General features: G+C 31.5%; 16 protein-coding genes. 12 read left to right on the top strand and 4 right to left on the bottom strand.

Features of this window, described 5'->3' with window-relative positions; all coding sequences use genetic code 11:
• Positions 1-20 precede the first annotated feature (20 nt).
• The 9 genes from ACQV2P_RS01015 (at position 21) to ACQV2P_RS00975 (ending at position 18,798) form a co-directional block, all read left to right on the top strand.
• A complete protein-coding gene (locus ACQV2P_RS01015; protein ID WP_428894494.1) occupies positions 21-236 on the top strand; it encodes an AbrB/MazE/SpoVT family DNA-binding domain-containing protein in 216 nt (71 codons plus the stop codon).
• Positions 226-1,665, top strand: a complete 1,440-nt coding sequence (locus tag ACQV2P_RS01010; protein WP_428894493.1) for an RNA-binding domain-containing protein — start codon at positions 226-228, stop codon at positions 1,663-1,665. Before ACQV2P_RS01015 ends, ACQV2P_RS01010 begins: the two co-directional genes overlap by 11 nt.
• An 81-nt stretch (positions 1,666-1,746) precedes the next feature.
• On the top strand, positions 1,747-9,933 hold the full coding sequence (locus ACQV2P_RS01005; protein WP_428894492.1) for a helicase-related protein: 8,187 nt from the start codon (positions 1,747-1,749) through the stop codon (positions 9,931-9,933).
• Positions 9,934-9,978: 45 nt separating this feature from the next.
• Positions 9,979-10,638: a single-stranded DNA-binding protein gene (locus ACQV2P_RS01000; protein ID WP_428894491.1), complete on the top strand. Its 660-nt coding sequence runs from the start codon at positions 9,979-9,981 to the stop codon at positions 10,636-10,638.
• A gap of 133 nt (positions 10,639-10,771) precedes the next feature.
• Positions 10,772-10,993: a helix-turn-helix domain-containing protein gene (locus tag ACQV2P_RS00995; RefSeq protein WP_428894490.1), complete on the top strand. Its 222-nt coding sequence runs from the start codon at positions 10,772-10,774 to the stop codon at positions 10,991-10,993.
• Positions 10,986-12,743 (top strand): site-specific DNA-methyltransferase, encoded by a 1,758-nt coding sequence (locus tag ACQV2P_RS00990; protein ID WP_428894489.1) that lies wholly within the window; start codon positions 10,986-10,988, stop codon positions 12,741-12,743. Before ACQV2P_RS00995 ends, ACQV2P_RS00990 begins: the two co-directional genes overlap by 8 nt.
• Entirely contained in the window at positions 12,740-14,950 is a 2,211-nt protein-coding gene (locus ACQV2P_RS00985; RefSeq protein WP_428894488.1) for a DEAD/DEAH box helicase, read from the top strand. The genes ACQV2P_RS00990 and ACQV2P_RS00985 overlap by 4 nt, the downstream gene beginning before the upstream one ends.
• A 13-nt stretch (positions 14,951-14,963) precedes the next feature.
• Positions 14,964-16,247, top strand: coding sequence for a hypothetical protein (locus tag ACQV2P_RS00980; protein WP_428894487.1), 1,284 nt, complete (start codon positions 14,964-14,966; stop codon positions 16,245-16,247).
• A gap of 13 nt (positions 16,248-16,260) precedes the next feature.
• Positions 16,261-18,798, top strand: coding sequence for a DEAD/DEAH box helicase (locus tag ACQV2P_RS00975; protein WP_428894486.1), 2,538 nt, complete (start codon positions 16,261-16,263; stop codon positions 18,796-18,798).
• Positions 18,799-18,821: 23 nt separating this feature from the next.
• Here ACQV2P_RS00975 and ACQV2P_RS00970 read toward each other — a convergent pair whose 3' ends face one another.
• Both ACQV2P_RS00970 and ACQV2P_RS00965 read right to left on the bottom strand, forming a co-directional pair.
• On the bottom strand, positions 18,822-20,153 hold the full coding sequence (locus ACQV2P_RS00970; protein ID WP_428894485.1) for a relaxase/mobilization nuclease domain-containing protein: 1,332 nt from the start codon (positions 20,151-20,153) through the stop codon (positions 18,822-18,824).
• A 1-nt stretch (position 20,154) separates the two neighbouring features.
• Positions 20,155-20,508: a plasmid mobilization protein gene (locus ACQV2P_RS00965; protein WP_428894483.1), complete on the bottom strand. Its 354-nt coding sequence runs from the start codon at positions 20,506-20,508 to the stop codon at positions 20,155-20,157.
• A 427-nt stretch (positions 20,509-20,935) separates the two neighbouring features.
• Between ACQV2P_RS00965 and ACQV2P_RS00960 the strand changes: the two genes are divergently transcribed.
• A complete protein-coding gene (locus tag ACQV2P_RS00960; RefSeq protein ID WP_428894482.1) occupies positions 20,936-22,033 on the top strand; it encodes a hypothetical protein in 1,098 nt (365 codons plus the stop codon).
• 464 nt (positions 22,034-22,497) lie between these two features.
• On the top strand, positions 22,498-23,121 hold the full coding sequence (locus tag ACQV2P_RS00955; RefSeq protein WP_428894481.1) for a VanZ family protein: 624 nt from the start codon (positions 22,498-22,500) through the stop codon (positions 23,119-23,121).
• A gap of 365 nt (positions 23,122-23,486) precedes the next feature.
• Here the strand turns inward: ACQV2P_RS00955 and ACQV2P_RS00950 are convergent, their stop codons facing one another.
• Both ACQV2P_RS00950 and ACQV2P_RS00945 read right to left on the bottom strand, forming a co-directional pair.
• The gene (locus tag ACQV2P_RS00950) at positions 23,487-24,035 is read right to left on the bottom strand and encodes an ImmA/IrrE family metallo-endopeptidase (protein ID WP_428894480.1); all 549 of its coding nucleotides are present in this window, start codon (positions 24,033-24,035) and stop codon (positions 23,487-23,489) included.
• A 17-nt stretch (positions 24,036-24,052) separates the two neighbouring features.
• Positions 24,053-24,451, bottom strand: coding sequence for a helix-turn-helix domain-containing protein (locus ACQV2P_RS00945; RefSeq protein ID WP_428894479.1), 399 nt, complete (start codon positions 24,449-24,451; stop codon positions 24,053-24,055).
• A gap of 362 nt (positions 24,452-24,813) precedes the next feature.
• Between ACQV2P_RS00945 and ACQV2P_RS00940 the strand changes: the two genes are divergently transcribed.
• Positions 24,814-25,350, top strand: coding sequence for a hypothetical protein (locus ACQV2P_RS00940; RefSeq protein ID WP_428894477.1), 537 nt, complete (start codon positions 24,814-24,816; stop codon positions 25,348-25,350).
• The last annotated feature ends 113 nt before the right edge of the window (positions 25,351-25,463 follow it).

Genomic DNA, 25,463 nt, shown 5'->3' with positions numbered 1-25,463 from the left:
GGAAAAGTAGGAGGAAACTAATGGATAATTTTATTGAAAATGCAAAGGTAATGTCTAAAGGGCAGGTGACGATTCCAAAGGCGGTAAGGGATCTTATGGGAATTGCTCCTGGTGATCGAGTTAGCTTTCTTGTCAACCAAGGAAAGGTTCAAATAATAAATTCTAAGGATTATTTGTTAGCCTATGAAGAAAATATAACAAAAGAAGAAAGCAGAGGGGGAGAAGATGAGTCCTGATGAGATACTAGAACTAATTCATAAGGGAGAAACCATAAATGTTGAATTCAAGGAAGCTAGAAATGACTTGAATAAGGATGTCTTTAACTCTGTCTGTGCCTTTAATAACCGAGATGGTGGTTACATCATCTTAGGGGTAAAAGATAATCGAGAAATTATTGGTGTCAATCCAGAAAAAGTTGATAAAATCATCAAGGATTTTACGACTGCCATCAATAATCCTCAAAAAATAAATCCACCCTTATATTTAGTTCCTAAAACAATGGAAATAGATGGTAAGACCTTGATTTATATTAGAGTACCGAGAGGCTCGCAAGTATGTAGGCATAATGGGCGAATTTGGGACAGGTCACATGAAGGGGATATCAACATCACAGACCAGTCAGAACAGGTTTATAAACTCTATGCTAGAAAGCAAGGGTCTTATTTTGTAAATAAGGTCTACCCCAAGATAGGTTTGGAGCATTTAGATGAAGAAGTCATAAATAGGGCAAGGGCAAAAGCTCTAAGTCGTAATCAAAACCACCTATGGGATACCATGAATAATGAAGAACTCTTAAGAAGCACCAATTTAATCTTGCTTGACCCTGAAAGTAACCAAGAGGGGATTACTTTGGCAGGAATCCTTTTATTTGGTAAGGACTCTACTATTATGTCAGTTCTACCTCAACATAAGACAGATGCAATCTTTCGAGTTGAGAATAAAGACCGTTATGATGATCGAGATGTAGTTATAACCAACCTCATTGATTCCTATGATCGACTTTTAGCCTTTGGGCAAAAACATTTAAATGATTTATTTGTTTTAGATGGGACTTTAAATGTTAATGCAAGAGATATGATTTTAAGGGAAATAATATCAAACACCCTAGCTCATAGGGATTATTCTAGTGGCTTTCCAGCCAAGATGATTATAGATGATGAAAAAATCTTAGTTGAAAATAGTAATCTAGCCCATGGTTTAGGTATTTTGGATATAAAAAGATTTAAACCCTTTCCCAAAAACCCACCTATATCAAAAGTCTTTCGAGAAATTGGAATTGCTGATGAACTAGGTTCTGGTATGAGAAACACCTATAAATACGCTAAACTTTATTCAGGAGCAGAACCTGTTTTTGAAGAAGGAGATATTTTCAAAACCATCATTCCTCTTAAGGAAATTGCAACGAAAAAAGTGGGTGGGGGGACTGTCGTTCACGGTGTCGCTCACGATGTCGTTCACGGTGTCGCTCACGATGTCGTTCAGTCCAAAGAAGATTTAATAGACTTTATTATAGATAAGATAAGAGCTAACGATAGGATAACAAGAAAAGAAATAGCTGAACAAGCTGGTGTAAGTGAAAAAACTATTGAAAGACGAATTAAAGAAATAGAAAACCTAAGATATATTGGAAGTGGTAATAATGGATATTGGGAATTAGATGAATAAGACCAATTAAGAAAATAGATAAGATTTAAGACGATAGAGATATCGTCTTTTTTATTACTAAAAAACGAAAGGAGTTAGAATATGAGAGTTAATGATTTTTATAAGATTACAGAGCTAATTAAAGAAGATATTTTAAGTAATGAAGACGAATATTTAAAGCTTTTAAAAGTCATTGGAAATAATCAACGATATGATTTCTTAAGTCAACTTAATATTTATAGCAAAAATCCCAATGCCATTGCTTGTGCTAAGTTTGATTTCTGGAGAAAAAGATTTAATCGAACCGTTATGCGAGGTGAAAAAGGTATTCCAATTATGGAAGATTACGGTTCATATAGAAAAATAGACTATATCTTTGATATTAGTCAGACGGTATCAAGAAATAAGGAAGTCAATGAGGTCAAATTGTGGTCGTTTAATCCAGAAAGACATGATTTGATTTTAAGTGAGATCCTAGCAGATAAGGGTTATGGAGGAGATGACAAGCTATCAGAAAATCTTTATAGCCTGGCAAGAATCTATGGAGAGGACAAAATCTATAGTCTAGCCAATGAAATGAGAATATCTGATGGAGATAGAGCTTCCTTTATGGATTTTATCTATCAGTCTATTTCCTATTCTCTAGCAGGACGATTTAATATTGATTATGAAATGGATAAAAATTTAATAAAAGAAAATTATTTGCACCTAGATAGGATTTCCCTAATGAGTCTAGGCTATGTAGTTTCAGACCTTGTAGAAGAAATTATTGAAGATACTATGGAAAGAACCAGGAATTTTGAATTAAATCAGGGGCTGACAGAAATAGCTGGTGCAGATTATAATAAAGATAGGGATAAAAATAAGGGAGGTAGAGAAGATGTTATTCGACGAGATGATAAGGACTCAGGAAATAAAGACAGAATTTGGGCAGATGGAAACCATGGAAGAAATCGCCATGACAATCAGGGAGAAGACTCTAGACCAGTTGGAGAAGGAGAAGGAATTTATCAAGGAGTTTCCCAATCCGACTTATTCAGTGATGAGACTAGACTATCTGGTGGACAGCGAGGAAGACAGCAAGTTTCAGATGTTGATGGAACTTTACGAGGACAAGCAACTAGTCAATCACTTGATGAAAACACAAAAAAGAGCGATCAGTCTATTGAGGACGGAAAAAGAGAAAATGATGAGGGCTTGGAATTTAACCGAGACCATGAAGAAGAAGAGTCCAGAAGAATACCAGAAACAAGAGAAGAACATGATGTCAGCCTTGAAGGAGATAATTATCAAGGAGATCGTAGAAGGCTAGGAGAAGAAAATACTGAATTAGGAAAAGGAGCTGAACAGGCTTCTTTTTTTAATGTAGAAAATGATTTAGAGCCAATTATAGAGAAAATAGAACCAACTATCTTAGATATAGATCTATTAGATTATACTGAAGACCAAATTGAACAATTAGAAAGTGCCATAAGAGACTATAAGTTTAGTCAAGTAGATTTAGAAGTTCTTCTTGATCCTAGTCTTCCTTCCTGGAAGATGGAACAATTAAAATGGTTAGTAGATGATATGAATCAAAATGCCAATATAGACAATGTTTATTTAAGAAGTCAGGCATTAGATTATCTAAAAAAAATAGAGATACAAGAAATCTCAAAGTTTATTGTCCTAAAAGATTATCTATGGAAGGGCGAGATTATAGCAGATCAGGCGAGAGCCATTGAAAAAGAAATTAATATTGACCAAATTCCTATGAAGTCATTTGTAGAAATACTTGATGAGGCAAAAAACTACAAAGAAAGAAAGGAAAAAGAAGAAGGGATTGAAAACTTAAGCCTTGAAAAGAAAGATGAGAGAGAAGAAGACTATTGGATAATTGAATTTAATGAAAGGTCACAAACTTTTTCTAAGGATTTTGGTGGGGAAAGACTTTCAGTCGCTCTATTAGATGAGATTTCTGAATTAGATGAAAAAGTAAAAGCTCACAATACTCTTTATGGATTAGATGAATATGGAGAGATGACTGATTCTTATGAGGGCTATCATAAGTTTTATTTTGACCACTATGTTAATGGGGAAAGAACTGAACACTTACGAGTGGATATAGGAGATGGAAAGGAAGCTAACAGAGAACTTTTTGACTATCTATACAGCCAGATTGAGGACAAATCACAAGAAAAACAAATCGCTCTAAAGGTTGGAACAGAATTTACATTAGTAGAGCCTAATAACATTCAAGACATAGAAATTGAAGACACAGGAAATATCGTAGTACTTGATGGAAAAGAATATCAGATGTATCGAGGAAGTAGCTTTGAAGAAAGTCAGAAAATTGATAACTTACTAGATAGTGGAAATTATCCAGTATTTAAGATAGATGAACACTTAAAAGAAGAAGTCAAGCTATCACTTGGTCAAAGGATTTATTATGACCATGAAGCCTATCTTATTAAAGAAATAGATGATAGTGAAGAAGATCAGGTAATTAAACTTGAAGCCTTGCGAGAGGGTAATCATTATCGACCAGTAATAAGCTTTAAAAATCAAGAAGATTTACTATCAAAAATTAGCCTGGAAAGACCAGACTTTATAGTAGGCGATCAGATTAAATATAAAGATGATGATTATACTATTACAAACTTTGATACTAGCTCAGATTTAAAGACGGTAACCATTCGATCTCACACAGAATATCTAGGTGGTATGATTCGAGGGTCTAATGTAATTCCTTTTAGAGATGAGAAAATCCTTGAAGATTTATTTACAAGAATAGCAGATGAGAAGGAAGTAGAAGACCTTATTGAAAAGGATAAGAAAGAACTACTTTCTCTCACACCATCTGAAAGATTAGAAAGAAACATCAGTGCCATAAAAACTTTAAGGCAAATAGAAAAAGAAGATCGATCAGCAAGTAAGGAAGAAAAAGAAATCTTATCTAACTACCTTGGCTGGGGCGGTTTAGCAGATGTTTTTGATGAAAACAAAGCTGGTCAGTGGCAAGAAGCAAGAAACTTTTTAAAGGATAATCTATCGGAAGAAGAATATGAACGAGCAAAGGAATCTACCCTAACAAGCTTTTACACACCAAGCTTAGTCATGGGCTCTATCTATCAAACCTTGTCCGATATGGGATATCGTAAAGGAAATATACTAGAACCTTCTCTTGGAGTTGGGAATTTTATAGGTTCACTTCCTAAAAAAATGAGTGAATCAAAAATCTATGGGGTAGAGTTGGACTCTTTAAGTGGTACAATCGCCAAATATCTTTACCCACAAGCTGATATTCAAATTAAGGGATTTGAAGAAACAAACTTTTCCAACAACTTCTTTGATTTAGCCATAGGCAATGTGCCTTTTGGTGATTTTAAGGTTAATGATAGAGAATACAATAAAAACAACTTTTTAATCCATGATTACTTCTTTGCTAAATCCTTAGATAAGGTTAGAAATGGTGGAATCATAGCCTTTATTACATCCAGTGGAACAATGGATAAAAAAGATGAAAGTATTAGACGATACCTTGCAGCTCGAGCTGAATTTATGGGAGCAATCAGACTTCCTAATAATACTTTTAAGGGAGAAGCTGGAACAGAAGTAACTTCGGATATTATTTTTCTTAAAAAAAGAGATTCCATCATTGAAAGAGATGAAGACTGGATTCATTTAGCAAGTGATGAAAAAGGTCTTGTCTACAACAAATATTTTGTCGACCACCCTGAAATGGTCTTAGGTCAGATGGTAGAAGTTAGTGGACGATTTGGAAAGGAACTGACCTGTAAAGCAAGTGAAGAAAACTTGAAAGATTTACTAGAGATAGCCAGTCAGAAGATTTCAAGTGAACATATTTATGAAGAAATTGAACTATTAGAAGATGAACTCATTTCAATGCCAGCTACTGATGATGTAAAAAACTTTTCCTATACCTTAATTGATGGAGAGGTTTATTACAGGGAAAACTCCCTGCTCATTCAAAAAGAAGTAAGTGACAATTACAAGGAAAAGATTAAGGACTATCTACTAGTCAATGAAGCCTTAAAAGATGTCATTTACAAGCAAAAGGAAGATTTTTCTGATGAAGAAATTAAAAAAGCTCAGGCTAAACTAAATGAAGTCTATGATGAGTTTTCAAATAGACATGGCTTTATTAATAATCTATCCAACACCAGAGCCTTAAAGGAAGATAGTAATTTCCCTCTCGTTTCATCCATAGAAGTTTTAGATGATGAAGAACAATTTAAGGCAAAAGGTGATATTTTTACAAAAAGAACTATAAAGAAGGCAAAAGTAGTTGATCATGTAGACACACCACTTGAAGCCTTAGTCTTATCGGTATCCCAAAAAGGCTATGTTGATTTTTCTTATATGGAAAGTTTGACTAATCAGACAAAAGAAGAATTAATCAATGACCTTCAGGGTGAAATCTTTTTAAACCTGGATGAAGAAGCAGGAGCTAAGTCCATTTCCTTAAATATTGAAGATGGAGATTTACCCTTTGCTGGTGCTAGTGGAGAAAACTATTATGGCTATCGCTATGTAACGGCAGATGAATATCTATCAGGAAATATAAGAGAAAAGATTGGCATACTAGATAGTCATATAGAAAAAATCCAGTATGAACTAAGCCAGGATGAGAGAAACAGGGTAGCTATTAGTCCAGACTATCGAATCTATAGCGTAGATGAGAAAAAGCTTCTAGAAAAGGAATTAGAGCGTTTAAACTATCAAAAATCTAGGCTAGAGGAGGTCATGCCAGAAGAATTAACAGCCAGTGAAATAAATGTAAGGCTAGGGGCAACTTGGATACCCGTTAAGGATGTAGAAAACTTTGTCTTTGAAACCTTAAAAACACCGAGCTTTGCTAGATGGGATATAAATGTTAAATTTTCCCCTCAAACTTCTGAATGGAATATCGAGGGTAAGAGTAAGGATAATTTCAATGACCTGGCTACCATGACCTATGGGACATCAAGAGTCAATGCCTATAAGCTAATAGAAAACTCTTTAAATTTAAAAGACACTAAGGTATTTGACCGAGTGACAGATATTGATGGGAAAACTCGCTCTGTATTAAACAAAAAAGAAACCATGCTTGCCAGCCAAAAGCAAGAACTGATTAAAGAAAAGTTTAAAGACTGGATTTTTGAAGATCCAGATAGAAGACATCGACTGGAAAAAATCTATAACGAAAAATTCAATTCGGTTAGGAATAGGGAATATGATGGCTCTAACTTAACTTTTGATGGGATGAATACAGAAATTAGCCTTCGCCCTCATCAAAAAAATGCTATAGCCAGAAGTCTCTACGGAGGAAACACCCTACTTGCCCATGTGGTAGGTAGTGGTAAGACCTTTGAAATGGTGGCATCTAGCATGGAATCAAAAAGACTAGGCATGTGTTCAAAATCTCTTTTTGTTGTTCCTAATCATATTACAGGACAGTTTGGTCGAGAGTTCATGCAACTTTATCCTTCAGCCAATATAATGGTGGCAGATAAAAAAGACTTTCAACCTAAAAATAGAAAGAGATTTATTGGAAAAATTGCAACAGGGGAATATGACGCAGTAATTATTGGGCATAGTCAATTTGAAAAGATTCCTATGTCTAAGGAATATCAAGAAAAGCATATACAAGATGAAATTGAAAATATTGTCAACTTTATTAGTGATTACAAGCATGACAGAAATCAGAATTTTACCGTTAAACAATTAGAAAAGACCAAAAAGAAATTAGAAACAAGGCTTGAAAAGCTAAATGATGACTTTAAAAAAGATGATGTAATTACCTTTGAAGAGTTGGGAGTAGATCGTCTTTTTATAGACGAAGCTCACAATTACAAGAATTTATATCTTCATACCAAGATGAGAAATGTGGCTGGTATTGGACAATCGGAAGCCTTTAAGTCATCAGATATGTATATGAAATGTCGTTACATGGATGAAATGACAGGGGGTAAAGGAGTTATATTTGCTACAGGAACACCTATCTCAAACTCTATGACGGAACTTTACACCATGCAAAGATATTTACAGTATGAGGATTTGAAAAAGCATGGATTAGAACACTTTGACGCATGGGCTTCCACCTTTGGAGAAACGACCTCTGCTATGGAATTAAGCCCTGAAGGAACAGGTTATCGAATTAAAACAAGATTTTCTAAGTTTTATAACCTACCAGAACTGATGAATATGTTTCGTGAAGTGGCTGATATTCAAACAGCGGACATGTTAAATCTTCCAACACCAGAAGCAGAATTTCAGGTTTTAAAAACAGAGCCTTCAGAGGAACAAAAAGAAATCCTATCTTCTTTAGCAGAAAGAGCGGATAAGGTAAGAAACAATCAAGTAGAACCTGAAAAAGATAATATGTTAAAAATAACCAATGATGGGAAGAAACTAGCTCTTGATCAAAGACTTATTAATCCTTTGTTACCTGATCATCCTGATAGCAAGGTTAATGTCTGTGTGAAAAATGTCTTTTCCATTTGGGATAAGACCAAGGAAAACAAGTCGGCTCAACTGATATTTTCTGATATGTCCACTCCCAAGGGAGATGGGGAATTTAATATTTATGACGATATTAGACAAAAGCTAGTGGAACTAGGTGTACCAGAAAAAGAAGTAGCTTTTATTCATGAAGCTAATTCAGACAAGCAAAAAGAAGAACTCTTTGCTAAGGTAAGAAAGGGTGAGGTAAGAGTTTTATTAGGTTCAACGCAAAAGATGGGAGCAGGTACGAATGTTCAAAACAAGCTGATCGCTTTACATGACCTTGATGTGCCATGGAGACCCGCTGACTTAGAGCAAAGAGCAGGTAGAATTGTAAGACAGGGAAATGAAAATGAGAAAGTAAATATATATCGTTATGTTACAGAGAATACCTTTGACAGCTATTTGTGGCAGACGATTGAAAACAAGCAAAAGTTTATCTCTCAAATTATGACTTCTAAAACACCAGTAAGAGCTGCGGAAGATGTAGATGAAAGTTCTCTTAATTATGCTGAGATTAAGGCTTTAGCAACAGGTAATCCTTTAATCAAGGAAAAGATGGATTTAGACAACCAAGTAACCAAATTAAAGATGCTAGAAGCCAATTACAAGTCCAATAAGTATCGTTTGGAGGATAAGGTAAGTAAGACCTATCCTAGAGAGATAAAAGCTACAGAAGAGCTAATAAAGGCGGTTAAAAAAGATATAGAGCTAGTAGAGCCTAAGTTAAGTGGAGAAGATAGTTTTAATGGGATAACAATAGCAGGAGAAAAAATCCTAGATAAAAAACTGGCAGGAGAAAAACTATTAGAAGCTATAAAGACTGTTAAGATGGGAGAAGAAAAAGAAATTGGGTCATATCGTAATTTCAAATTAGAGGTTTCCTATAATTCATTTCTTAATGAATATAACTTTTCCTTAAATGGTAAAGCTAAACATCAGGGTAGTCTTGGGACGAGCGCTGATGGGAATCTTACCAGGCTAGATAATGTCCTTGGTAAACTAGATGAAAAACTAGAAAGATTAGAAAACAAGCTAGAAACCACCAAGGAACAATTAGTAAATGCAAGGGAGGAGTTGAAAAATCCATTTGAGCAAGCAAAAGAATTAGAGGATAAAGTTTTAAGACTTGCTGAACTAAATAAGCTACTTGATATGGGTGAAGTGGAGGAACTAGAAAATAAGACCCCTCTTATGGAAGATTTAAAAAGAGCCATTGTTGAATTTTGTAATGAAGAATATGATGGCAATGATTCTTATGAAGACTTTGATAAATTGTATCCAGACCTTGCCCATGTTGGAATAGCCTATACAGAAACACCTGATGGAAGAAACTCTATATCTTATGAATTAAACCTTGAAGAAAAGTCCTGTTCTTTATATTTAGACGAGGACATTTTAGTATCAACAGAAAAGTTTGGAGAGGAGGGAATGTCGGAAGAAGAAATCATTAAGGAAATGATAGGAAGTATCCATCAAGCAGAATTTAATGATTTAGTCTATATGGATTCAGAGGATCTTATTCAAGCAACTGGCTTAGCCATAGATGATGAAGGTAACCTTTATGATCCATTAGAAAAAGATTTAGATAATGATGGTATCCCTGATCGATATGACCACGATTTTAAGGATAGTGATTACTTTGAATCAACTTATGATGTAGAAGATAATTTTCATAGTAGAGTGGATAGTAAAGAGCAAGTAGAAGATAAGCCATCTATCTTAGGACAAATTAGAGCTTATCAAAATACCATCAACGAAAACAAAGATAAAGCAGTAAAAGAAAATACACAGGAAAGATAAGGGGCTAGAGATAGCTCCTTTTATTAATTATAGGAGGATGATTAAATGACTTACAAAGAGATGAGAAAAAACATTGAAGAAATGGCAGATAATAATTATCAGGACTTCGTAAAAGCCCTGATTAGCTATGAGAAAGGGATTAATGATGAAAAAGCTTTAGATAGTTTATATGAGGAGTTTATGGACAATGATACTCAAGGTTTATTAAGTGAAGAATTTGATTACTCGATAGATAATCTTAAAGAACAAGGCTTACTAGAAGAAGAATCTACCATAAAGGAAGAAAGAGATGACCTAATCAATGTAGTAGGAAATCTTATCAAAGATCCAGAACTATTAGAGATAAAGGATAATCAAGGAGAGAAACTCAAGGTGGCTAATTTTACCTTGGTTTCTAATGATAAGGAGGGAGGGAAGAATTACCACTCTTGTTCAGCCTATGGAGAAAAAGCAAAAGGAATGGAAAACCTTAAACAGGGAGATTATATGAAAGTATTTGGGCAAACAAAGGTAAGCCTTGGAGATGATGGAAAAGAATATACAAATATAAGAGTGCTGTCATCAAAACTTTTAAAAGCAAAAGAGAGAGACCAGGATAAAAGTCCTAAAAAAGAATCTATACTTGGAGCAATAAAGAAGTACAAGGTAGAGGATAAAGCTAAACAGACAGATAAGTCAGATAAAAAAATAGAAACAGAAAGATAATATCGGCGGTGTGGTCTTCGGACTGCACCGTTTTTTTGTTGCTTAAATTTATGAGGTAAATGATAAAAGTAAAAAGGGATGTGGTATAATTAAAGAGAAGAACTTTGAGAACTCGTAAGGAGAGTTGGAAATCATGAAAATTAAATACAATGGATTATGGAAAATATTAATAGATAAGAATATGAACAAAAAAGATTTAGCAGAGCTTACAAAGATATCACCTTCAACTATTGCCAAGATGAGCAAGGGAGACTATGTTTCACTAGATGTCCTTTATAGAATAGGACAGGCTTTAGGAGCAGATTTTGGTGATATGATATCTATGGACTTGGAGGGTTATAAGAAAAATGAGTAATTTATCGCAGAAAAAACGACGAAAAATGCTTGATTATATTAATCAACTCAAAGAGATACACAGTGATGATGAAAGCATTATTGCTTTAAACAATATAGAAAATGCATTGACAGAAAAAAAGTACGGTCTTGTTTGGGAGGAACATTCTGAAAAAGTTGATGAAATGTTAGAGCATAACATACCAGTATTTACTGAGGTTGATGACAGGAAAATTGAGTTTAAGCCTAATGAGGGGGTTAATTTTTTACTTGAGGGAGATAATCTTCATTCCTTAAATTTATTAGAGAAAACACATAAGGGTAAGATTGATGTTATTTATATAGATCCTCCGTATAATACAAAAAATGAAGGATTTATGTATAATGATAGAATTGTTAATAACGAAGATGGTTATAGGCATTCAAAATGGTTATCATTTATGTATGAGAGATTAGTTATTTCTAAAGAATTATTAAATGAAAAAGGGATAATATTTGTGAGTATAGATGATAATGAATTATTCCAATTAAAAAATTTATGTGATGAGATTTTTGGGGAGGAGAATTTTGTAAATAATATTGCTGTGAAAACATCTGAAGTATCAGGGGTAAAGATGGCTCATGTAACGAAGAGACTAGTTAAGATGACAGAAAATATTTTAATGTATAAAAATGGTTTATTAGAAATACAACCTATAAAAATACCAAAGCAAAAATGGGACAATGAATATAACAAAGTTTTGATTAATTTTACTAAAAAAGATAAAGAATATGTAGATTATATTATTGAAAATTCCGATAATTTTAGTCAAGAAGATTATGAGAAACATATAATAAAAATTGATGAACTATTATCTAATTGCAAGGTTGATTCTGTATCAAAGGTATCAAAAAGTGAAGGTGTAGATAAGAAAGATTTGAATAAATGGAAATATAAAAACTCTTATAGAATTTTTAGAACTGCTGCATCTAGCTCAGTATTTAGATTAGTAGAAGAAAAGAAAAAGAACAATAAAAATTTGTTTTTTTCAGTAATTTCATCTAGAGATAAAAAATTATATTTAGCTAAAACAGATTATCGAAAAACATCAAAAAGCCCACGAGTTCAAATGCTTTTTGCAGAAGATTATCTAGAGGAATATATTGGAGATTTATGGACTGATATTAGTACAACAGGTCTTGAAGTGGAAGGAGGAGTATCTTTCAAAAATGGTAAAAAACCATTAGAATTAATAAAAAGAGTAATAAAATTAAATAAAAACAAAGATTCAAGAGTCCTTGATTTTTTTGCTGGTTCTGGAACAACGGGTCATGCAGTTATGGAATTAAATAAAGAAGATGGTGGGAACAGAAAATATATTCTTTGTACAAACAATGAAAATAAGATTGCAGAGGAAATAACCTATAAAAGACTTAAAAACATACAAGAAGAGCTACCCCACAATCTTAAATACTTTAAAACAGATTTTATTAAAAGATTTGGTGATGAGGAAGAAATCTTATCAGAGCGACTATTATCGCACATAAAGGAAATGGTTGAGCTAGAGAATATGTGTGAAATAGATGGTAAAAACAGGGTCCTTATTTTGAGTCAGGCAGAGCTTGAAGAATGGTTTAATGGGGAGATAACTGAAAAATCAAAAGTATACCTACCTTCCTACATTCTATTATCAAGAGAAATTGAAGTTGAGAGTGAGAAAAAAGGAATTGAGTTTATAGATGTACCAGATTATTATTTCCTAGACGAGTTAAGAGAGGTAAATGAACTATGATTAGAGAGATTCAGCTATTTGATTTTCAAACAGATGCTAAGAATTATCTTTTGGACAAAACAACGGACAGTAATTCTAAACATAAAATAATTTTAAAAAGTCCTACAGGTAGTGGAAAGACGATTATGCTTCTTTCTTATATAGAGGATTACCTTGCTAATGTGGATAAGGAGATGATCTTTGTCTGGCTTACACCGGGTAAGGGCGATTTAGAAAAACAATCTCAGGAAAAGATGGAGAAACTTATTCCCAATGCTAAAACGGGGGACATTAGTGATGTTTTACTTCAAGGATTTGTTGGTGGAACAACCTATTTCATTAACTGGGAAATGATTACCAATAAGACAAACAATGCCTTAAAGGATACAGAAAAGAAAAATCTTTTTGAAAGAATAGCCTTTGCCCACAGAAATGGAAATGACTTTATAGTTGTTATTGATGAAGAGCATTTGAACAATACGGCTAAGGCGAATGATGTGCTAAATGCCCTCTCTTCAAAGTATGAAATTAGGGTATCGGCTACAACTAAGAAACTACCAACCGCTGAGTTTTATGAAATTCCAGAAGAGGAAGTGATTGGAAGTGGGTTAATTACTCGTGCCTTATATATCAATGAAGATGTTGATATAGATGAAGTAGAAGATATAGAAACGGAAACACTTTTCTTAATTCAAAAAGCAGATGAAAAAAGAAAGGAAATAAAAGAAGCCTATATTGAGCAGGGAGAAAATGTAAATCCTTTAGTTATTATCCAATTCCCAGATATGAGCGAAAGATTGATTGAGTATGTGGAAGAACACCTGGAAGAAATGGGATATACCTATAAAAATGAACTTGTTAGCAAGTGGTTAAGTGATGAAAAGATAAATATTAAACATTTAACAGAAAATGATTATTCTTCCAATTTTCTAATTATGAAGCAAGCAGTATCAACGGGATGGGATTGTCCAAGAGCTAAGATATTAGTTAAGTTAAGAGAAAATATGACGGAAACTTTTGAAATACAAACCTTGGGTCGTATAAGAAGAATGCCGAAGGCAAGGCACTATGGAGATGATAGGCTGGACTTTTGTTTTCTATATACTTTTGATGAGAAATATAAAGAGGCTGCTGTTCAGTCTGGTAACGCCTATGAAGTTCGTAGAATTTTCTTAAAAGATAAGGCTAAAGATTTTAAGATGATTAAAGAAGTACGAAATCTAGATTTTGAATATGTAAATGAGAAAGAAGTTTTAGATAAGGCGTATAACTATTTTCTTCAAAAATACAAATTAGGAAAAGATAAGATTGAGAATAAGAAAATACTAGAAAATTATGGATATATATTTGGTACGAAAGTTTTTAGTAAATATCGAAGTGGTAAATTCCAGAAATTAGCTGATATTGCAGATAATAGAAAAGGTGAACACAGAGAGATAGCTTATGAAGTGAGTACTCATGATCATGGGATTGATACCTTACATTCAGTAGATATGATTAAAAAGGTTGTAGGCTTGCCATCAAATAAAATGAAGGCAGTTTTACAGCATTTATTCCATAAGATGATAAGGTCGCAAAAGAAACTAGTAGCTTTGTCTAATAGAGAATGGTATGCATTCATGATAAATAATGCCTATCAGTTAAGGGAGGACTTTGTTGAAGCGGCAAGTCGTCCTGATGAGTATCAGACTCAACTTTTGCTAGATAAAAGAGAAGAATATAAGTTACCTTTGGAAGATTTTCAAAAATATCTACCTTATGAAAATGATGTAGAAATTTATGAAAACAATGCTTATGAAGAATATGATACTTCAATGACAACATCAGAGCTAAGGTCTACTAGCGAGCAATTATTTGAATATCATTTAGAAGAAAGAGAAGATATTGATTGGTTCTTCAAAAATGGAGATACGGGGAAACAATATTTGTCAATTGTTTATAGGACAGGATTCAACAAAGAATATCTCTTCTATCCTGACTATATCGTTAGAAAAAAGAATGGTGAGGTTTGGATTATTGAAACCAAGGGTGGAGAAATCCAAGGCAAGAGTAAAAATATTGATAAACAAGTAGAAAACAAATTTATAGCATTTAAATCATATGCTGAAAAAGAAGGCATTCATTGGGGATTTGTAAGAGATAGAAACAATAGATTGTATATTAATAATACAGAATATAGCGAAGATATGAGTGATTCTGCTTGGATGAGTTTAAAGGAATTTTTTTGATTAAGGAGTAATGATGAATAAAATATCAAAGCTTACAAAAAGAGATATTTTTGATTTGTTTGACAACGGTATTAATCAGGATGAATTTTTTGATGTCGTAACCTATACTTATCCGTATTATGGACGACTTGAGGAGATTGAGTTTCTCGAAAGATTGTATGATTTAGAAAATATGGAGAGTATGGATTCAAGATTTCCTAATGCAAAAGGAGATATTTGGCAACATACTATTAATAATGACGACTATCCCGCTAATTGGGTTTTTAAAGATGATAGATTTCAATTGTTAAATGGCGACGATGCAATTTTTTTAAATTTTATTTGTGAAATATTCCACCCAGAGGTTAGAGATGAACATAGAAATTGGAAACTTTTTCTTGATGAAATAAATAGGTTGTTAATGTATGATGCATATGAACTATATCCATATAAGCAGATTTCTGGTAGAGAGGTTTTTACTTGGAGAAATTATTTGGAAAAGAATTCATATTTCATTCCTTATTCAATGAGGCATAAAATGCAAATAAAAAACAAAGATATTAAATTGAGGTTATCTAAAGTCTTCAGATACCAAGTTTTACAGTTATTCAAAGAGTATGATGAACAAAGAGCTATTACAGATGAAACAAATTATAATTACTGGAAGCATCTTAGTGAAATAGCTATGGAGGAAATAGAGAAATTCTATATTCCTAAAAATTTTAAAGACAATGAGTATGTACCAGCTACAAATTTTGAGTTTTTTATAGACAACACTTCTCCATTTTCAGTATTAGATGTTATTGAGGCTTTTGCTTATTTATTAGAAGATAATAGCCTTTATAGGGATAAAGTAAATAGTTTATTTTCTTATCACAAGTTAGGAATAACATTAAATAATAATGGAGAGATTATTAATGCGAGTGATAAATTGTTTCGACTTAATCCTGCCCAACCAATAAAAGAGCCTGGCTTAGAAGAACTATTAATAATTTCTGAAGAAGAATATAAAAAAGGAAATTATTCTGATGCAGTGGAAAAATTATGGGATGCTTTTGAGAGACTTAAAACATATTACTCCCCATCTTTAAATAAAAAACAATCAGCAGAAAAGATTGTTGAGAACGTTGCAAAGGGAGATGAGGATTTTCAAAAGATGTTTAATAATGAGTTTAAGAAGTTAACCGACATTGGAAATGATTTTAGAATACGTCATCATGAAATAAATAAAATAGATATTTCTGAAGAAATTCATTACCAGTATTTTTATAAAAGATGTATGGCATTAATTTCAACTATATTAAAAATATTAAAGTAAAGGAGGAAAGTTTATGATTGATTTTAGGAAAAAAGTATCTGCAAGTAGAGGAAATAAAATAAGTAATCCAATTGAGATTTATGATACCTTGGACAGAAAAAGTATAACTGGGCCGCTAAGGGCATCACAAAAGTATATCTTGAATGAGTGGTATGAAAATCGTAAAGATGAAAAAGATCTAATTGTTAAATTGCATACAGGCGAAGGGAAAACTTTAATTGGTTTGCTGATGCTTCAGTCTATTATAAATATGGGCGAAGGACCATGTATTTACGTTTGCCCAAATAAATACTTAGCAAAACAAGTTTCGCAAGAAGCGGAAAAATTTGGAATTCCATTTTGTGTAATAGAAGAACATAACCAAATACCAAATAATTTCTATTCTGGGGAAAAAATCTTAATAATACATGCTCATAAATTATTCAATGGTAAATCAATTTTTGGAACTGGTATGTCTTTTGAAAAAGCTGGTGCTATAGTACTTGATGATTCACATGCATGCATAGATGTAATAAGAGATGCCTTCACTATAAAGATTGATCGTTCAACATTATCAGATGCTTATCTACAGATTCTAACTTTATTTACTGATGACTTATTAGAACAAGGGGAAGGGAGCTACATTGATATTGAAAATGGCGAATATAGCGCTTTTATGAAAATTCCATATTGGTCTTGGTTTGATAAGCAAAGCGAAATGCTTAAGATTTTATCTATATTTAAAGATAAAGATGAGATAAAGTTTGCTTGGGAGTTAATCAAAGACAACTTATTTGAATGTGAATGCTATATTTCTGGACAAAAAATTGAAATAGCACCTTCAAATATTAGGGTAGATGATTTCGGAACTTTTTCAAAATCAAAAAGAAAAATTTTAATGTCTGCAACAACACAAGATGATATATTTTTTGTTAAAGGATTAGGCTTAAAACCTGAATCTGTGGAGCGGCCTTTAATTTATCCAGATATGAAATGGTCTGGAGAAAAAATGATTCTTATCCCATCAATGATAAATGACAATATTGATAGAGATTTGATAGGTACGAAATTTGCTAAAATAAAACCTGAAAAATTTGGCATAGTTGTTATTGTGCCAAATACAAATCGAGCTAATTACTATAAGAATCTCGGAGCTAATTATCCCGAGGAAAATAATAAATTAATAACAACTATAGAAGATTTAAAAAAGTTCGAATTTAATGATACCATTGTATTAAATAATCGATATGATGGTATAGATCTTCCTGATGAAAGTTGTAGAATACTGATTTTAGATTCTATGCCATATTTGAATGGCTTTTCAGATAAATATGAAGAACAATGTTTCCCCAATAGTGAAATAATAAATAAAAAATTGGCTCAAAAAATTGAACAAGGCTTGGGTAGAGCTGTTCGTGGTGAGAAAGATTATTGCTCAATTATTGTTACAGGTGTTGAGTTAGTGAAATTTATAGTGAGCTTAAACACTAATAAATATTTTTCTTCTCAAACAAGAAGACAAATTGAGATAGGGCTAGAAGTAGCAGAAATGGCTAAGGAAGAATTAAGGGAAGAGGACTCACTACTAACTCCTGTTAAATCACTCATAAACCAATTGCTTAAAAGAGATGAAGGCTGGAAAGAGTACTACAAAGAATCAATGGATGATTTTAAAATTGATGATAATAGTAATACAAGGCATAAAAAAATTCTTAAAGAATCAGAAATTGAACAATATTTTAGTAATAGAGAATACAGGAAAGCAGCTGAGAAAATGCAAAAATTTATAGATGATGAAATTGAAGATGATTTGGAAAAAGGGTGGTATTTAGAAAAACAAGCAAGGTACACATATCTTTTTTCTAAAGATCAATCGATAAGGTTGCAGTCTTCTGCTTTTAAATGCAATAAAAATCTTTTAAAACCAATCGATGGTGTTGAGTATCAAAAAGTATCTTTTATTCATGAAAATAGAATTAAGAATATCAAAGCTTATATTGGTAAATTTAAAGATTATGAAGTATTTAAATTATATTTAACTAGTTTACTAGATGATTTATCTTTTGGCATAGATTCTAAGAAATTTGAAGCGGCTTTAAAAGAAGTTGGAGAGTTTCTTGGATTTATTAGTCAAAGACCAGATCAAGAAATAAGAAAAGGCCCAGATAATTTATGGTGTGGTGAGAATAATCAGTATCTTTTATTTGAATGTAAAAATGAAGTAAGCGAGGGAAGAGCAGAAATCACCAAAAAAGAAGCTGGACAAATGAACAATCATTGTGGTTGGTTTGATAGAAAATATGGAACAAATGTAAAAGTGTCCCATTTTATGATTATCTCTACAAAAAACCTCGCTTATGAAGCAGATTTTACCCATGATGTTAAAATTATTAGAAGAAACGGGTTAAAGAAACTTAAAGACAATCTTAAGGGATTTATTAACGAGTTATGCCCATATGATTTAAAAACAATTTCATCAGAAGTTTTACAAAAATATTTAAATATTCATAAACTTAATATGGGAACTTTTTCAGAAGAATATTCTGAAAATTACTTTCACAGAAGGTCTTAATTCTATAAGGAAGTGGAGATATCTTATCTCTCCACCTCCTTATCCATATAACTTTCATAGTTTTTCTTGTGCTGAATCAACTCAGCAAATAAATCATTAGACTTAGAATATTCTTGCATAAAAGTATTCTTTTTTTCTTGTAACTCATCAAGTTGGGAAAGAATATCTTTTGATTTAGGTACAGCATCATATGTTTCCATGATTGCTTTTGAAGCTACTGTATAAAGCTTTAATTCGGCAGAATATTCTCTTAAAAAGTTTTCATCATCAGGATGTGCCTTATGATATTTGTAATGTTCTCGATGATTTCTAATGGTTTCAACTTGCTCCATTGTTTCGGAAAGTTTATCCATTTTAGATTCGATTTCTTGAATTTTGTCTAGGGACTTTTGTCTTTCATCAGCACTTTTTTGGATATAGTTTTCTAATTCTTGTTTTGAATTAATACCAAGTTCACGGATAGCGATAATTGAATCTGCCATAGTTTTAAGATTGTGTTTTCTAGCCCAGTACTCATAGCCCTTATTAGCTTGAACCTTCTTATTATTTTTCAAGTCTACAATATTCCCGACTCTCTTCTTAACAGGATGGATACTTAATTTTCTGTTCTCTTTAATTCTTTCTTTTAATTGATCCTCTACATAATTTTCACCAATAGTCTTAGCTCTAGTAAATCTTTTCTTGTCCTTATACCTAAAAGCTATGTGTTTACCATGTTTAATTTCATAGCCAAGATTAGTCATTTTCTTTAAAAAATCTTCCCAATCTTTCGACTGTTTTATCATACGTTCAATGTCAAATTGTAGCTTTGATTTCCAAGATTTCCCCTTATTAGCCATCTCATTTTCATACCAGGACTTACCTCTAGTTTTATATTTTCTCTTATAAGATTCATAGTATTTATCAATGACAGAAAGTTTATTTTCCTTACATAACTCATCACTTTGATAACGGATTTGGTGATAGCTTCTTTTATTTGATTGATAGCATTTGCCTGTAACAAAATTTACATTATTAAAAATGATATGATTGTGGATATGGTCTTTATCTACATGGGTTGCTAGTACATATTCATATTCATTTCCTAAAACATTTTCACAAAGTTCCTGACCAATTCGGTGGGCAGTTTCAGCGTCAGTTTCTCCAGGGAGGAAGGACTGAATTAAATGTCTAGCTAAAACTGTTCCCTTTGTATCGAACTGTTCTCTTCTAGCTTCAAACTGTTTATGAGCAGATATGGGATTACAATTAAAAGATGAAACAAGAATTTTCTTATCCGTCTTTTTATCATCCGTGATGTAATCTATGGCATAAGATAGAGTTTTTTTAATCGGATGGATTTTAGTAATTGCCATATTAATCGCTCCTTTCCTTTGTTCTGCCTAGAAGTAGGAAATGGATTTGCCACAACTCTTTAGAAAAATGTTCAAGATCTTTTCTAATCGATTTTATATCGTCATGATAGATAACACCTGTTTGATTGGTGTGTTTTGCAATTTGATTGATATTATTTGTTGCATTAGAAAGAAGCCAATCTAATCTAACAATCGGTTCTAAATCCACGACATAAATTTCTTTCTCTAAAATACTTTTTCTAATAAATTGTCCCATAGAATTACATTTAGACATGTCCATTTTCTTCTTAAAAAGAGCTAATTCCTCATCATCTAGCCAAATCTTTAGTTGATTTTTTCTTCTTCTATTTTCCATTATTATCTTCCTTTCTTTTGAATTTCGGGGTCTTAGGGTTCTCCCTAACAAGTTAAAATTGAATAAAAAAAGAAGCAGTCCATAGTGGTCTGCTTCATCAATTTTTCGTAAGTGGGTACTCACTTACTGTGCTTGCTACTTAAAATAAAACAAGTAACAGGCATTAAGCTATATATAATTTATGTATTTATTTTATCATATTTTCTACTATGTGTCAGCTTTAAAAGAGAAATTTCAATAAAGAGAAAATGACTATGTTATAATGAAATAAATAAGATGATTTATATAAACGAAATGATAGTTAAGATTAAATTAGATATTTACCAAATATAATTTTTATTATTATAATTGGAGAATTTTTGTTTAATTAAGATAAAAGCATTGGAAGCAAAATTAATCTGTGACGTTTAAATAAGGGGGAGGATATATGATTACTAAAAGGGGAAGAAATCTACTATATATTTTGTTTCTGGTATTATTGATGATATTTGCGGTTTCTTGCAAAAAAAATCAATTTAGTCTGACAAAGAATAAAAATGACATAGATTATGTTTTATCTTTGTCAAGGAGTAGAGAAAATAGATCAACTTTGTTATTTATATCTAATGATGGAACAATAAAAGAGAAATTAAAATATAAGGGAGCTAGTATTAATTCTTTAAATTACATAGACGATAAAATCTATATGCACTCGTCTAGAACGAATGATCATTTTATTTATGATGACAATGGTTTTGAAAAGTTTTCTTTAGAAAGTGAATATGCTGATTCTCCTAATATAACTACATGGTTTGTCAAAAAGGGTAACGATGACCTGATTGAAGGAATAAATGTCGGCCTAATAGATACAGATTATTATTTGTCTAGCTTAGCTTATAGTAATAATAAAGTTAGGAACGAGATTTTATTAAAATGGGAATATTTAGATGATGCAATTGAAGTAAATGGAAAGATATTTCTAGAAGCGTATAATGAAAAAACCTCTAAATATAGCATAATTGTAATTGATAAAGAAGAAAAGACATCTAATAGAATAAATTTTGAAAAACCTTATACAGATCCAGGCAAACAAATGATTCAGTTTAACGAATCTGTGGTTGATTATGGACATATTGGAAGTTCATCACTCTTATATTTGATTGATTCAAACACTAACGAAACTAAGGAAATTACATTAAAAAATGAAAACATATTATATGTTTTTGTAAATGACAATCTAAAAGTTATTACTAATAAAAATATATATGACTTAAACAGTGAATTAGAAATCATTAATAAAAAAGAAATAAAAGATACAGATTTAATAAAAGATATAGAAGATAATAAATTTGGCTTAAGAAAAATTAATGATAATGAAAATATTCTAAGCGTTCTCTATACATCAGAAGACTTTGATAAGGTGGAAGTCGGTTTTATAAGAGAATATGACAAAAAAGATTTAAAGTTAATAAGAAACATAGATATTAAACTTGATAGAAGTAGAGAGTGGATGGGAGAAGAAGTAGATTTCATAAGATTAAAATAAGCTGATTAAAAAAACAAAATGATTTGAAACACCTCTTTTTTTAATAATTTTTTTGAAAAAGTTTCTAGATTTCTTTACGGTCAAAGAATATATAAAATTGGAGCAAGAAATGATAAAAATAGAATCGTTAGAAAAAAGTTTTAAAGAAAACCATGCTTTGAAAAACATTAATTTAAAAGTCAATAAAAATGAACATAACACATATAATATTAGATAGATAATTATTTAATAAAATAAGAACTTAATTGAAATATAAAGCAATACTTTTTACTACTTATAGATTAAGGTTTGTTCATATTATAGGTTCAATAAAATTTATAAAAAAGGGAAGTTGTTGAAGGAAGGGACCATCAAGAATTGACTAAGAATGATGGAGAGTGTACTGAAATATATAATTTTTAAACAAATAAATATAAATAATGATTTAATGTTTTTTACGACTAGTTACAGTAAGGAGGATATAGATGTATATTGAATTGGTAAAAGAAATAATACAGCGATCAGTTAGTGGTTATTTTTTTGTTATACCTGTATTAATTTTGTATTTTTTATTCTTGAAAAAAAAGGATAAAAAACAGACTAAGGCACATATAATTTTGTCATTTATTTTTTGCTATTATTTAATTGGCATATTAACAATGACAGGTATTGGAAAGATTTCAGGATTTTCTCCACGCTTTGAGGGGATACGCTTTAATGGCATAACTAGTATTTCTTTTGAAGAGATATTAAATGTTTTTTTATTTATGCCTTTAGGACTGTTTTTGCCTATTTTATATAAAAACTTTAGTAATATTAAAAAAGTTGCTTCAACTGCTTTTTTTATTTCACTTTCTATTGAATTATATCAGATGTTCGGAAGGGGGATAACTTCTTTAAATGATTTGATAGCAAATGTACTAGGCTCATGCCTAGGGTATGTTATATACAAAGTCGTTATTTCATTAACAAAGAATAATTATGAGAAATCATTTTTTTCTGTAGAAGTCAATACAAATTTGGAGATCTTATTTTATTGGGTGGTTTGCTTTATAGTTATGATTACTATTCAGCCATTAGTAATTTCTTTTTTATTTAAATTGGGATAGTAATAGTATAAGGAAAACTATTTTGATTATAAATTTAAAACTATAGACACTTTATTCATGCCAATTTTTATATGATGATGAAATGAAAAATTGAAAAATCCGAAAACTAATTATACAACTTATATATGTTAATTACATTATATATAATTTAATAACTAACCCTTAGACGATAGATGATTAAAAATCTATCGTCTTTTGTTTTTTTACCTAAAAAATCCTATATTTAATTCATTTAAATTACACTCACTTAAAATGGAAACAAAAATATACTATATTATTAATATAAAGCTTTTCATATCCACAAAGGCTATGTCAGATCTAGGTTCTTTTGTATAATCAATATATCCCATGAGCTTACCTCCTGTTTAAAAGTAGTTTTCATCTACTGGCTTGTAATCTTTTAAGAACCGGGAATCTGGTCTTTCTATATAGGTATTATTTAGATCCAGTAGTTTAAGTTTAGCCATTTCTGATATCTTTAAGTTAAGTAGATTAATATCTACTTCCAATTGATTAGCCAGGTCTCTATCATCATTAGCATATTTGATTAAACGAAGGACTTCGTCATCTGGTATGAGAAGGTGGGCTGCAAAAATATTGGCTTCTATTTCATATTGGTTGGTGGGATTGAATATCCTACTTTCATGAAAGCTTGCTCCGTCCTTACAATAGTCCCTATGGAGTTGGTCATGTCCTAGTTCATGGGCTAGAACGGTCTTTTTTAAATGCCCCAGGTTTGATGGAATAAAGATAAAGCGATTTCTCATCACCACCTTATACATACCTAGCAGGGACTTGGTTTCAGAGAAATATCTGATCTTTATATTTAATTCACTTGCTAATTCTTCGGGGTTTCTTGTTTTATACTTTTGTACCAGAGCCTGAACCTTATCATATATCCATTTATTTGACATAAAGCCTGCTCCTTTTCTTACTCTTTTTTCTTGCCATACTTCTTATTCTCAAGTTTTGCCTCCCAGTAGGCTTCTTGAATAGCTTCAAAAAGAGCGTCCTTATCTTCTTCTGGAAGTTCCCCTCCAGCAAAAAGACCAGCCATAGAGGATAAAAGCTTTTCAGCATCCCTGGCTCCTTGGTAGCCATACTGACTTCCTGCACTGATGATAAAGGAAGATCCTTCTGTCAGTAAGTAGTTAATATCTACTTGAAAATAGTCAGCGATTTTTTCATACATATCCATTCTTCTAGGTCTTGTTCCCTTGACCTCATAGTTACTAATGGTCTTTAAACTTGTTCCCAAAACTTCAGCTAGTTCTGTCTGGGTCAAGCCTTTTTCTTCTCTTAATTGTTTAAGTTTTTTACCAAAACTCATTTTTACAACCTCCTAGTCATTTAGCAGTTTAAGTTCTAAAACATTTCTTTTATCTATTGACATTAGAACTTTAAATATATATAATACCCATAAATAGTAATTGAACTACCAATATTATAAATCAAAGTACTAATAAATGTCAAGGGGTTTTAGTAGATGATATATCTGGTTGGAAGTATTAATTAAAGCTTTATTTAAGATGTTTTAGGAAGATACTATTGATAATAGAAGAAAAATTCAAATGAAGATTTAGTTAAATGATGAAGAATTAGCGGATAAACATTTGATAATCAAAAAAGTAAGAAGCAATAGAGAAAAATTTGTATTAAAACTTAATACATTTGTAAAGAAAGGTGGTTTAAATGGGATATTCAAGAAATATAAGAGAAATAGAAACTCTTTGTAGGAACTTAGGGTTAGATAAAGATAATGTATGGCATAAGACAAAAGCTCTTTTAACCATTTATAGAAAAGTTGTTTGGTCAATCCATCAAAGAGTTGATGATATGGTGATGGAAGATATTGTAACTTATGGGAGAAGATTAGATAAGGCGTTAGAATATTTATATGATTTTGCACCAATAGAAAAGAAGAAAGATTTTGAAGATCAAGTGAATTATTTATTTGAAACTAAGTGGCTTATTGATTTAATTGATAAATCACTCGTTCAATTAAAAAAATACCCTGATCAAGGAGAGATTTATTATACAATTATTAAAAATGCATATTTAAATGAAAAGAAGATTCCAGACATAGATGTTATGCAGATTGTATCTTTAGAAAAAACAGTTTATTATCAACGAAAAAAAGAAGCAATCTATTTAGTTGGGATAGCTCTTTGGGGTTATGCAATACCTGAAATAAAAGCTGAAATGAAATTTTTAAGCACTATTAATTAGAACTTAAATTACCAACTATTTTTGAACTTATAAAGAACTTTTGTACGGAGAAAACCACGGATAAAGTTAGGAAGACAAGTGAATATTAACCATGATACATTTAGTATAGTGGA

The sequence above is a fragment of the Facklamia sp. P12932 genome, from assembly GCF_050409545.1.
GTDB lineage: Bacteria > Bacillota > Bacilli > Lactobacillales > Aerococcaceae > Facklamia.
This window is presented reverse-complemented; position numbering and strand designations above follow the sequence as displayed.